General features: G+C 35.6%; 13 protein-coding genes. 5 read left to right on the top strand and 8 right to left on the bottom strand.

Features of this window, described 5'->3' with window-relative positions; translation table 11 throughout:
* The first annotated feature begins 93 nt into the window (after positions 1 to 93).
* Together C240_RS14605 and C240_RS14600 are read left to right on the top strand one after the other, a co-directional pair.
* Positions 94 to 555 (top strand): DUF3290 family protein, encoded by a 462-nt coding sequence (locus C240_RS14605; RefSeq protein WP_271497299.1) that lies wholly within the window; start codon positions 94 to 96, stop codon positions 553 to 555.
* A complete protein-coding gene (locus C240_RS14600; RefSeq protein ID WP_271497297.1) occupies positions 555 to 1,187 on the top strand; it encodes a DUF421 domain-containing protein in 633 nt (210 codons plus the stop codon). Before C240_RS14605 ends, C240_RS14600 begins: the two co-directional genes overlap by 1 nt.
* A 63-nt stretch (positions 1,188 to 1,250) precedes the next feature.
* Here C240_RS14600 and C240_RS14595 read toward each other — a convergent pair whose 3' ends face one another.
* From C240_RS14595 to C240_RS14580, 4 genes are all read right to left on the bottom strand, one after another.
* Entirely contained in the window at positions 1,251 to 2,966 is a 1,716-nt protein-coding gene (locus C240_RS14595; protein WP_271497296.1) for an ABC transporter permease/substrate binding protein, read from the bottom strand.
* Positions 2,959 to 4,149 (bottom strand): quaternary amine ABC transporter ATP-binding protein, encoded by a 1,191-nt coding sequence (locus tag C240_RS14590; protein ID WP_271497294.1) that lies wholly within the window; start codon positions 4,147 to 4,149, stop codon positions 2,959 to 2,961. The genes C240_RS14595 and C240_RS14590 overlap by 8 nt, the downstream gene beginning before the upstream one ends.
* A gap of 243 nt (positions 4,150 to 4,392) precedes the next feature.
* Entirely contained in the window at positions 4,393 to 5,037 is a 645-nt protein-coding gene (locus C240_RS14585; RefSeq protein ID WP_271497292.1) for a TrkA C-terminal domain-containing protein, read from the bottom strand.
* 16 nt (positions 5,038 to 5,053) lie between these two features.
* Positions 5,054 to 6,997, bottom strand: coding sequence for an ABC-F family ATP-binding cassette domain-containing protein (locus C240_RS14580; protein WP_271497290.1), 1,944 nt, complete (start codon positions 6,995 to 6,997; stop codon positions 5,054 to 5,056).
* Positions 6,998 to 7,213: 216 nt separating this feature from the next.
* Between C240_RS14580 and C240_RS14575 the strand changes: the two genes are divergently transcribed.
* Positions 7,214 to 7,879, top strand: a complete 666-nt coding sequence (locus C240_RS14575; protein WP_271497288.1) for a redox-sensing transcriptional repressor Rex — start codon at positions 7,214 to 7,216, stop codon at positions 7,877 to 7,879.
* Positions 7,880 to 8,072: 193 nt separating this feature from the next.
* Here C240_RS14575 and C240_RS14570 read toward each other — a convergent pair whose 3' ends face one another.
* Positions 8,073 to 8,753, bottom strand: a complete 681-nt coding sequence (locus C240_RS14570; RefSeq protein ID WP_271497286.1) for a CPBP family intramembrane glutamic endopeptidase — start codon at positions 8,751 to 8,753, stop codon at positions 8,073 to 8,075.
* 63 nt (positions 8,754 to 8,816) lie between these two features.
* Positions 8,817 to 8,999 carry a hypothetical protein gene (locus C240_RS14565; RefSeq protein ID WP_271497284.1) on the bottom strand — a complete coding sequence of 61 codons (183 nt, stop codon included), beginning with the start codon at positions 8,997 to 8,999 and terminating at the stop codon, positions 8,817 to 8,819.
* A gap of 229 nt (positions 9,000 to 9,228) precedes the next feature.
* Between C240_RS14565 and groES the strand changes: the two genes are divergently transcribed.
* Together groES and groL are read left to right on the top strand one after the other, a co-directional pair.
* Positions 9,229 to 9,513 (top strand): co-chaperone GroES, encoded by a 285-nt coding sequence (gene groES / locus C240_RS14560; protein WP_271497282.1) that lies wholly within the window; start codon positions 9,229 to 9,231, stop codon positions 9,511 to 9,513.
* A gap of 63 nt (positions 9,514 to 9,576) precedes the next feature.
* A complete protein-coding gene (gene groL / locus C240_RS14555; RefSeq protein WP_271497280.1) occupies positions 9,577 to 11,205 on the top strand; it encodes a chaperonin GroEL in 1,629 nt (542 codons plus the stop codon).
* Positions 11,206 to 11,318: 113 nt separating this feature from the next.
* Here the strand turns inward: groL and C240_RS14550 are convergent, their stop codons facing one another.
* Positions 11,319 to 12,194, bottom strand: coding sequence for an IS3 family transposase (locus C240_RS14550; protein WP_271497652.1), 876 nt, complete (start codon positions 12,192 to 12,194; stop codon positions 11,319 to 11,321).
* Positions 12,164 to 12,632: helix-turn-helix domain-containing protein (locus tag C240_RS14545; RefSeq protein ID WP_271497279.1), on the bottom strand; the 469-nt coding region annotated here is incomplete at its 5' end. The genes C240_RS14550 and C240_RS14545, both read right to left, overlap by 31 nt.

Here is a 12,632-nt window from a genome sequence, read left to right as displayed (position 1 = left end):
TTCTCTTCTAGTTTTTACTAGACACTTTTTACTGTTTGTTTTTTCGATTTTATAGTACGATTTTAAGAGAAAGCTAGAAAGGGAGAAAAATTCATGAATTTTTATACTTATGACTATTTAGTTCAACAGACCCATACTGTAAATAGAATACAATGGGCAATCATGTTGGTGCTGTTTTTAGTTTTATTGGTGATGGGTTTCTTCTGGATTCGAAAACGTTTGGATTATAAGTTTAAAGAAGTTGGTATTTTAATAATTGTTCTTTTGCTATTATTAGGTGGAATTCAACTGAATACATACAATAATGATCAAGCAAGCGACAATCAGTATGCGCAGATGATTGGTACACTTGAAGCAGTTGCTAAATCATTACAAGTCGAGCCTAATAACCTGAGAATGAATCGAACGGATTTAAATGTTGATCCTATTGTTGAATCATCTGGAAATTTTTTCTTAGTTCGTATGTCAGAAGATAAGTCAAGCTATCTGATTCAGGAAATTAAAGTGAGAAATCAGGACGAGTTTCGATTAGTTGATGTAGGAGGTAAAAATTAATGTTTCCATATTTTGATGTTGGTTTGAAATTAACTATTGGTCTATTATGTTTGATTATTTTTATTAATATTTCTGGTAAAGGGAATCTAGCACCAAAGAGCGCAGCGGATCAAATCCAGAATTATGTACTTGGTGGAATTATTGGTGGTGTTATTTATAATTCCCAAATTACAGTTTTACAATTTTTGATAGTGTTATTAATTTGGGGAACTTTGGTTACATTATTGAGAATTGCGAAGTTGAAAAATCCAGAAATTAAAAAAGTTGTTGATGGTCAACCTATTATACTGATAGATAAAGGGCAGCTAATTCCAGAAAATTTTAAACAAGCAAATCTGTCCGCACATGATTTTGGTACGATGCTAAGATTACATGATGTCAATACAATTGCTGAAGTTAAGCGGGTTCAGTTAGAACAAAACGGTGATTTGACGATTGTTAGGAAAGGTGATCCAAATCGAGGCTTATATTTAATTACAGATGGTTCAGTAATTGAAGATGCTTTGGAAGATATAGGAAAAGACAGAGTTTGGCTAATGGAAGAATTGTTAAAACAGCAATATTCAGATCCAGCAAACATTTTTTTAGCAGAATTTTTTCAAGGGAACCTTCGCATTATCCCTTATACATAAAATCAAAGCTAACCGGAAAGTGAAAAGCAACGAAACCGAAAATTGTTTCGTTGCTTTTTGATGCTATTTTTTCCACTCAGCAACTTCTTTTTCATGACTGTCAATCCAGTCTCGAGCTGCTTGTACAGGTTCTTTTCCATTATTGATTTCCAACATGACTGATTCCATGTCTTCTTTTGTCCAATGGAAATTTTTCAATACATTGTAAGCTTCAGGATTATCTTTTTCTAAGCCTTTTCTAGCCATTGTATGAATAGCTTCTTCACTACCCATGGTTCCTTTGGGATCTTCTAAATATTTTAAGTCATATTTAGCAAACATCCAGTGAGGAGACCATCCTGTGATAACGATATCTTCTTTATTGCGTATTGCTTGTCCAAGGGCAACGGTCATCGCACCAGATGAAGAGGTTTCAACTGACCAGTCAGCTAAGTTATTGTAAGCTTTTTGCGTTTTTTCAGCCGCGGCTACAACACCTGCTCCGGGTTCGATACCTGTAATTTTTTTACCTGCTTGATCTTGTAAATCTTCAATTGAATCGATATCCATATATGCTGGTACGACGATTCCTAGTTTTGCACCATTTAAATTTTCACCTAAATCATCGACTTTATCTTTGTATTGTTTATACTGCTCACCATGCGTACCAGGAAGCCAAGCAGCTACCATCGCATCCGTTTCACCTTTTGAAATAGATTCCCACATAATAGCATTGTCCAAAGGAGTTAGTGAAACATTGTACCCCATATCTTTTAAGACTTCTCCTACAACATGAGTAGAGGCAACTTCTGTATCCCATTCAACATAAGAAAGGGATATATTTTTGTCATCATTATTTGCAGAAGAGAATAACATCGGACCTGTAATAAAACCGATAGCTAAGATTACAACTGCAACACTAGCGCCAATTTTTTGTTTTTTAGATAATGTTGATTTAGCTGGAGCTGTTTTTTTCTTATTTAAATGTTGAGTAAAACGATCAATGATAATTGCTAAGATAACCAAAGCTACACCATTTACAAAACCATTCCCAACTTGTGCTCTTTGTAATGCAGAAAGAACACCGCGTCCAAGTCCGGGCGCACCGATCATTGAAGCGATAACCACCATTGAAAGTGCCAACATAGTTGTTTGATTGACACCAGCCATAATCGTATTTTTTGCTAAAGGTAATTCAAGTTTAAATAATTTTTGCCAGCCTGTACTACCAAATGAGTCTGAAGCTTCAACTAATTCTTTCGGTACTTGACGAATTCCTAAGTTAGTAAAACGAACAGTAGGCGGTAACGCAAAGATAACTGATGCAAAAACTCCGGGTACCATCCCGATTCCGAAAAAGGCGACTGCTGGAATCAAATAAACAAATCCCGGCATCGTCTGCATAAAATCCAAAATAGGTGTAATGATGCTTTGTGCTTTATTACTTTTAGCCATCAAAATACCAAGCGGCACTCCAATAACGATTGAAACAACACTTGATAATAACACTAACGTAACTGTGTTCATCAAGTCAGTCCATAAATTTTGATTGTAGATAAAAAGTAATCCAATCAAAGTAAATAAGCTTAAACCAATTTTTTTATTAGAAATAATAAAAGCAATTACAGTCATTAATAAAATAAACAGAAGGGGAGGGATGGCTATTAGTAAAGTCGTTATTCCATCCATCAAACTTTGCCCAGTTGTTTGGAAAAAACTAAACATACCTGAGAAAGTATTCGTCATCCATTCTGTGATTGCTTCAACCCAACTTGCTACTGGTAGTTGTAAATTATTCATTAATGTTCACCTCTGTATCTGCTAAAGCTTCAAGGACACTACCTCGAATGACAACTCCAAGCAATTTATTGTTATCTGTTACGGCAACAGGTGTTGGTGAGTCATAAATAATTGGTAAAATATCACTAACCAGCATATCCTTATCAATTGTTGTAATTTCACTATCAACATATTCTGTCAAAGGTTTTCCAGTTTTACGAGCTTCTAGTGCGCGCTCAGCTCGAACCACACCTTTTAATTGACGTTTTTTGTCTACAGCCATTAGCATACTGACTTCTTCTTGACGCATACGAGTTAAGGCAACAGTTGGACCATCGATTTCTATATTTGTTGTAAGTGCAGGAACCATAATGTTTTGAGCGGTTAAAACTTTGGAACGGTCCACATCTTCAACGAAAGTCCGAACATAATCATTGGCAGGATTTGTTAAAATTTCTTCACCCGTACCGATCTGCATGATCTGACCATCTTTCATTAAAGCGATCCGATCACCAATCCGTAGAGCTTCATTTAGATCATGAGTAATGAAAATGATTGTCTTTTTCACATTTTCTTGTAGATCTAACAACTCATCTTGCATTTCACGACGGATTAATGGATCAAGTGCTGAAAAAGCTTCGTCCATTAATAAAATTTCAGGGTCATTCGCCAACGCTCGGGCTAAACCAACACGTTGTTGCATACCACCGGATAATTGGTTAGGAAACTGATCTTTAAAAGCTAATAAACTTGAATTTTCAAGTGCTTGTTCTGCTTTGGCTGTTCGTTCTTCTTTAGGAACACCACGAACTTCCAAACCATATTCAGTATTTTCTAAAATTGTGCGGTGAGGGAAGAGTCCGAAATTTTGAAATACCATACTCATTTTATTTCGTCTGACTTCTCTAAGACCTTCTTTATCTAATTTTGCAATTTCTTGATTATCAATGTAAATATCTCCGGAAGTTGGTTCAATCAAGCGATTCAATAATCGAATTAAAGTTGACTTTCCGCTTCCGGAAAGACCCATAATAACAAAGATTTCTCCTTCTTCAACGTCAAAATTAACATCGTAAACACCGACAGTAGCACCTGTTTTTTTCATGATCTCAGTTTTGCTTTTATTTTCTTTAATCATGTCCAGTGCTTGTTTTGATTTTTTACCAAATATTTTGGTTAAATGTGAGACTTTTACTTTGGACAAAACAAATTTCCTCCTAATTTTAAAGCTACGACTTTATTTACATGAAATGAAACTCATTTTCTTTTCTGTAAAAAAGTGACCATTCTAGGTTAACATCGGGTAGTCACTTTGTCAAATTGCTAGCCATAGACAGATTGTTTTAACTGTCTGGTGAATTATTGAGGAATAAGATCTCTAGCGCGTATCAAAAAAAGATCGAACTAAAATTTAATTTAGGTCAATCTCTAATTGTTATGTTTAAACTTATTCAATTGATTGTGTAGGATAGAAAAAGTTTTGGACATGTTGCAACGTTGATTCGTGTCCAACAAAGTAAATAGTATCTCCAGCACTTAACTTAGCATATGGACCAGGGGAAACGAGTAATTCATCACCATGTTTGATAGCGATTAAAGTTGCTGTGGTACTTTGCCATAAATTTAATTCGCTGATTGTCATCTCAAGGTGATTGGCTTCTTCTGTCAATGTAAATGTTACTGGATTTAATGGGTTTAGTGAATCAAAACGTTTGGTTTGACCCACCAGTTTATCCAGAATTTCTGAGAAGTAACTTAATTCTTCTTTTTGCTTTTCCACGCTTTCGATAAGATCTTCTTTTAATTCTTGGATTGATTGAACATCTTGATACTGGTCAACAAAATGTTTTGCATTTTCAATTGAATGGACATAAAATCCACTGCCATGTTTAGCTTGGACAATTTCCAAGTCAACCAACACACTAATTGCTTTTCGGGCAGTTTCAGGGGATACGCTATATTTGTTAGCAAGAGTGGAGCGGGCATGAATTTTTTCGCCGACCTTGAATGTCTGATCTGCAATTTTAGCTGCCACATCTACAGCAATCTGCTGATATTTTGGTTTTGCCACATTCATACGCTTGGATGCCATTTTTTTGCTCCTTCCTTCAACTATTTTCCTCTAATTCTTCAAGTTCCAAACTTAAATTTTCCCATTCAGCTAGAAATTCCTCTTGTTGTGTTCTCTGTGTTTCCAATTCTTCATTCAAAGACATTAATTTCATATGGTCGTCAACTAAAGCAGGATCACTCATTGATTGTTCCAATTGATCAATAGTAGTATCAATCACTGTTAAGTTTTCTTCGATTTGAGTGATTTTACGTTTCAGATTACGCAGTAATTTTTGCTGTTCTTTATTTTGGTAAAAATCATTTTTGGGTTTGGTAATTTGTATTTGTTTTTCAGAAGCTTGTTCAGCTAAAAGTGCTGCTAATTCTTCTTCTTCTTTTTTCTTCTCTAAATAGTAATCGTAGTCCCCTAAATATAGTTTACTACCTGATTCAGAGAGTTCAACGACTTTTGTTGCGATTCGATTAATAAAGTAGCGGTCGTGGGAAACAAATAACAGTGTTCCTTCATAATCAATTAATGCATTTTCCAAAACTTCTTTATTATCGATATCCAAGTGGTTTGTCGGTTCGTCTAAAATTAAAAAGTTTTGCTTATCCATAGACAATTTTGCTAAAGCGACTCTCGCTTTTTCCCCACCACTTAATAGAGGAATTGTTTTTTCAACATCATCACCGCTGAATAAAAAACTACCTAAAATACTGCGAATATCTTTCTCAGGTGTAGTAGGATGTTCATCCCAAAGTTCAGCCAAAACAGTTTTAGTACCATGAAGATTAGCTTGTTCCTGATCGTAGTAACCGATTTGTACGTTTGTTCCAAGAGCAGCATTTCCTTTAATAAAAGGGATTGTTCCGATAATTGATTTCAGAAATGTAGACTTACCGATCCCGTTCGGTCCAACTAGGGCAATAGCTTCTTGTCGACGAATATCTAGTGAAACAGGTTCAGATAATATGCGGGAATCATAGCCAATCGCAGCATTTTCGACTTGTAAAACGACATTTCCTGAAGTTTTCTCAATACCGAAAAGAAAGTTTGCAGATTTTTCATCACCTTGTGGCCGATCTAGACGTTCCATTTTATCTAAGGTTTTGCGGCGGCTTTGAGCACGTTTGGTTGTAGAAGCACGAACGAGATTTCGTGCTACAAAGTCTTCAAGTTTATTGATTTCTGTTTGTTGTTTTTCATAAGCTTTCCATTCGCTAGTTAGTTGTTCAGCTTTAAGTTCTAAATATTTTGAGTAATTACCTTTGTAATAGCGCATTTTGTGGCGGCTGATTTCATAGACTTCTGAAACAACTTTATCTAGAAAATAACGGTCATGTGATACGATTAAAAGGGCTCCTGAATAACTGGGTAAATAGTTTTCCAGCCAACCAAGCGTTTCAATATCCAGATGGTTAGTTGGCTCGTCAAGGATTAAAATATCTGGTTTTTGTAGTAGCATCCGAGCTAAGGCTAAACGAGTTTTTTGCCCACCTGATAATGTGCTGATATTTTTTGAATAAAATTCTTCATTAAAACCAAAACCATGTAATACCGAACGAATTTCATTTTCATAACCGTAACCATTTTGTTCGGAGAAATCATGCTGAAGGCGGTCATATTCCTTCATTACTGATTCATAATTCGCAGCATCGGGTAACAATTCACTAATAATTGTTTCTAACTCTCGCATCCGTTTTTCCATATTAATAATCGTTGCAAATGCCTCTAACATTTCATCCCAAACAGTTTTATTTGAAGCAAGACCTGTATCTTGCGCAAGATAACCAAGGCTTGCAGTTTTATTTTTAGCAATAGTACCGGCATCTGGTGCGTCGATACCAGCAATTATTTTTAGAAGTGTAGATTTACCAGCACCATTTCGACCGACTAAAGCAATGCGGCTATTCGTGCTGATTTCCATTTGTATATTATCAAACAAAGTGTCCGCTCCGAAATAACGGGCAATTTGATTTGCTTGGAGTAAAATCATGTGACAATCCTCATTTCTATTTCAATGCTTTTAGTTTAGCATACATTTATTGAAAAAAGCAGTAATACTAAAGTAAAGTAAGTAAAAATATTAAGACAAATATATAAGTTTTCAAAAAGAGCTATTTCCTGAGCTGTAAGATTGCTTTTTGTCTGGAATAACTGCTATTATTGTAGATGGATATTTGTCTAGATTCAGAGTATTGGAGGTACAATTGTGAAAGATCAAATTATTCCAAAAGCAACGGCAAGACGCCTTCCCCTATATTATCGTTATTTGAGAATTCTGCATGATGCAGGCAAAAATAAAGTTTCATCCACTGAATTAAGTGAAGCTGTACAGGTTGACAGCGCAACTATTCGTCGTGATTTTTCTTACTTTGGAGAATTAGGAAAACGTGGTTATGGCTATGATGTTGAGAACTTGATGAATTTCTTTGCGAAAACATTGAATGATGACGAACTAACAAATGTCGCTTTGATTGGTGTAGGTAACTTAGGTAGTGCTTTACTGAAGTATAAATTTCATCAAAGTAACAGTATTCGAGTTAGCTGTGCATTTGATATCAATGAAAATATTGTTGGTAGAATTGTTGATGGCATTCCCGTTTATCCAATGTCTGACATGACTGAACAAATTCGGATCCAACAAATTGAAGTAGCAATTTTAACTTTACCAGCGAGAAAGGCCCAAGAAGTTGTCAGTCAGTTGGCTGATGCTGGTGTGAAAGGTATTTTGAACTTCACAGCTGCGCGCTTAGTAGCCCCTGCGGATGTGTTAATTCAAAATGTTGATTTAACAAATGAATTACAAACATTAATTTACTTCTTGCATCATGATAATGAATTGATTGATACAGAAATCGAAGAAGAAAAAGAATAAGCCAAGAGGTTGGGACAGAAGTGTTTAACTCCGAGAAATAAGAGGGAATTCACGAAAATTGCTCTTCAAATTTTTGTGAATTTCAGCTTATTTCCGAAGTAGTTGCTTCTGCACCCACCGTTTATTAGGAAACTAAGAGCTTGAAACATAACTTTTTGAGTTATGTCCCAAGCTCTTTTTGATTTAAAATAAATTATTTTGGTAGTTCGATATTTGAATAGTGCAGAGCAAGTTGTGCAATAACAACGATCGTGTTCATGCCGCAATGCGCAATAATAGATGTCCAGATTTTCCCAGTCTGTTTATATAAAATAGCGAAAAATAATCCAATAAAGAAATAAACAAAAAAGTGACCGTCTTGATGAATAACTGAGAATAAAGACGAACTAATAATCGCAGCTAACCAAAAACCAGTATAAGGCTCAGTTAAACCGATCAAAGAACGACGAAAAACAAATTCTTCCATAATTGGTCCGCCAATTGTAGTTGCTAAAATAAAGAGCGGATTGGCTAGAATAACCTTAATAATGTTCTGTGTATTTTGAGAATTTGGTTGCTCACCAGTAATCGCTGTTTCAATACTGAATACAACTGCTTGGATTATCATTGCTAAAAAAATACCACTGACTCCCAAAAGAAAAATAAATACCGGAGAAGTTAGTTTTGCATCTTTTTCAACAAGTGTGGTGGCTGATTTTTTATTTTTAATATAGAGCCAAATCATTAAAGCGGCACCAATAATATAAGTAAAAGTTGTTCCAGTCACAACTATGTTTTTCGAAAAAGGTGCAAAAATATAGGGTGAATAAAAAACGATTCCATATAAAACAATAGTGATTAAACTCAATTTTTTGATTGATACATTTGTTAACAAAACAAAAAAACTCCTTTCAAACGTTTAGAATAAAAATTATAGAACAGGAACTAAATAGTATAATTATTTTTTATGATTATTGCGATAACCCAATAACAGAAAAATAAATACAAAGAAGAATGCAGCTTCCCATAATGTTGTTGTCCAATCAATCCGCTTGTTTACACCAAAAAAGAAGTTTCCGACATTGGCAATAATCAAATAGAGACCTGTCGCGAGTAAAGCTCCAGTAATTCGTTGTTTCATTTCAATCGCCTCGCTTTCTATTTGTATTTTACCATGAAATTAAATTAAGTGAGAGGATCAAGCTGAAAGTAGAAAATTGAAGACGAAATGGAGAAGTCATATTTATTTTAGAAACTTAGGTAAAAGACTTGCAAATTGGTAGGGAAATGAGTATTATAAATAGTGTAGTTAGCACTCGGTAGTTAAGAGTGCTAAAAAAGATAATCATTTTATTTTGGAGGGATTTATTGTGTTAAAACCATTGAGCGATCGCGTCATTATTGAAGTCGCGAAAGAAGAAGAAAAAACAATTGGAGGCATCGTTTTAGCTTCAGCTGCTAAAGAAAAACCTCAAACAGGAAAAGTTATCGCAGTTGGCGAAGGCCGTGTTTTAGATAACGGGACAAAAGTTCCTGCAGATGTTAAAGAAGGCGATGTCGTAATGTTTGAGAAATATTCAGGAACAGAAGTTAAATACGAAGGAAATGAGTATTTAATCGTTGCTGGCAAAGACATCATTGCGATTGTTGAATAACAATTTTTACAAAACGAACATTTATTATAGTATAGAAAAATAAAATTTTGAGGTGAAGGAATTATGGCAAAAGAAATTAAATTTGCAGAAGATGCACGTGCAGCAATGCTTCGTGGAGTAGATATTTTAGCGGATACAGTAAAAGTAACATTAGGCCCTAAAGGCCGAAACGTTGTTTTAGAGAAATCTTTTGGTTCTCCATTAATTACAAATGATGGGGTAACAATTGCTAAAGAAATCGAATTAGAAGATCACTTTGAAAATATGGGAGCAAAATTAGTATCTGAAGTTGCTTCAAAAACAAATGATATTGCAGGAGATGGCACAACAACTGCGACTGTTTTAACACAAGCAATTGTTCGTGAAGGTTTGAAAAACGTAACTGCCGGAGCTAATCCATTAGGTATTCGTCGCGGTATCGAATTAGCAACAAAAACAGCTGTTGAAGAATTACACAACATTTCAACAGTAGTTGATTCGAAAGAAGCAATAGCTCAGGTTGCAGCAGTTTCATCTGGCTCTGATCGTGTGGGTCAATTAATTGCAGATGCAATGGAAAAAGTCGGTAACGATGGTGTTATTACAATTGAAGAATCTAAAGGGATTGAAACTGAATTAGATGTAGTTGAAGGAATGCAATTTGACCGTGGTTACTTATCACAATACATGGTTACTGATAACGATAAAATGGAAGCTGTTTTAGAAAATCCATACATCTTAATTACAGACAAAAAAATCTCTAACATTCAAGATATTTTACCTTTATTAGAACAAATTTTACAACAAAGCCGTCCGTTATTAATCATTGCTGATGACGTTGATGGAGAAGCATTACCAACTTTAGTATTAAATAAAATCCGTGGAACGTTTAATGTGGTAGCTGTTAAAGCACCTGGTTTTGGTGATCGTCGTAAAGCAATGCTTGAAGATATCGCTATTTTAACTGGCGGAACAGTTATCACTGATGATTTAGGCTTAGAATTAAAAGATACAACAATCGATAACCTTGGTAATGCAAGCAAAGTCGTTGTTGACAAAGATAACACAACAATTGTTGAAGGTGCTGGCGAAAAAGCAGGAATTGATGCACGCATTCAATTAATCAAAAACCAAATTTCAGAAACAACATCTGATTTTGATCGTGAAAAATTACAAGAACGTTTAGCGAAACTTGCTGGCGGTGTGGCAGTAGTTAAAGTTGGTGCTGCAACTGAAACAGAATTAAAAGAATTAAAATTACGTATTGAAGATGCTTTAAATGCTACTCGTGCCGCTGTTGAAGAAGGTATGGTTTCAGGAGGGGGCACGGCATTAGTTAACGTTATTGGAAAAGTTACTGCTTTAGAAGCTGACGGTGACGTAGCAACTGGTGTGAAAATTGTCGTTCGTGCTTTAGAAGAACCAATTCGTCAAATTGCTGAAAATGCAGGATATGAAGGTTCAGTAATTGTTGATAAATTAAAAAATATCGATTTAGGTATTGGTTTTAATGCAGCCAATGGAGAATGGGTAAATATGGTTGAAGCAGGAATTGTTGATCCAACGAAAGTAACTCGTTCAGCCTTGCAAAATGCAGCTTCTGTAGCAGCATTATTGTTAACAACTGAAGCTGTAGTTGCTGATAAACCAGAACCACAAGCACCAGCAATGCCTCCTATGGATCCATCAATGGGCATGGGCGGTATGATGTAGTTAGAGAAGTTAAATCAAAAAACAGACATGCAATAAATGTAGTGACCCCAAAAAGTTAGACTTTTTCGGAGTGGAGAAATCCACTCCGTTTTTCTGTGCGTTTATTGATGATTTTAGGCAGCTTTCAATGCCGCTTTTCTAAATTGAACCGGACTCTGCCAATTTAGTTTTCCCTTTATGCGCTCATAATTGTAGTAATGAATGTAGCCATCAATTGCTTGTTTCAACTCTTCAAAGCTATAATATTCCCTTCCATGATAGATTTCTTGCTTTAATAGACTAAAGAAATTCTCCATGATCGAATTATCTAAACAGGTTCCTTTACGGGACATGCTCTGGAAGATTTTATGTTCTTTTAATTTGTAGTTATAGGCTTTCATTTGGCAGGCCCATCCTTGGTCTGAATGAAAGGTTCGACGATAGATACAGTCGTCCGTTACTTGGATGGCCTCCTCTAAAGCCTCCATAATTGCCAATGCATTCGGCTTCTCAGAAATACGATAAGAGATAATCTCGCTGTTGTACATATCTAAAAATGGTTCAAGATACAGTTTCTTTTCACGAATGATACCAGAGTTGTCGGGTTCAAAATATTTTAGCTCTGTTGTATCTGTCGTGATCTTTTGATGGCACACGCTTGTGTAAAAGCGTCGATGAATTCGATTTTTCGCAATCGTACCGATCTTTCCACGATAAGAATGATAACGGCGAGATTTCCTCGTGAATGAGCGAACTTCAATACTCAGCTTTCGAATCAAACGTTGAACCTTCTTCTTATTTACATGGAACCCACGATTTCCCAACTCCTTTGTCATACGCAAACAGCCATAATCCTTATGATGTCTTCTTATTTTAAGCATTTCCTCTTCGATTTCTTGATCTGGATTTTCTCGATCAAAGCGTTTTTGCCAATACATAAAGGTTGATTTAGGAAATTTCAAGGTTTCAAGAAGCTCAACTAGTTTGAAGGATCCTCGGAGGCTGTCGATGATTCGTGCGATTGATTCTTTCGTCTTTGTTGGGCTTCCTGTTTTCGCAGCTTCCTCAATTCTTTTAAAAAGGCATTTTCAATCTGAAGGGCACGCACTTGCTTTTCTAATTCCTTAATACGATCGCGTTCTTTAGGTGTTTCTTTCTTTGTTTTCTTCTCTTCTTTTTTCTTAGTCAAAATGGATGGACCTCCTTTCGTCTTTGAGAGCCCATCTATTCCTTCTGCACGAAAGATTCTCATCCAGTTGGTGATTAATGCAGGATTATTTATCCCTAGATGATTCGCCACTTCACGATAGGACAGCTCAGTTGTTTGATATAACTCTATCGCATCCATCTTGAATTGAACAGGGTAACTTTGGTTTTGGCGTTTTCGCAGAAGCCCTTCTTCACCGAACTCGTGATAAGCATTGAGCCAATCTTCCACCTGCTTTTTT

Origin of the sequence: Enterococcus sp. 5H (genome assembly GCF_028128615.1) — a bacterium.
GTDB lineage: Bacteria > Bacillota > Bacilli > Lactobacillales > Enterococcaceae > Enterococcus_L.
The sequence above is the reverse complement of the archived record's forward strand: the minus strand, read 5'-3'. Positions and strand labels throughout refer to the sequence as shown.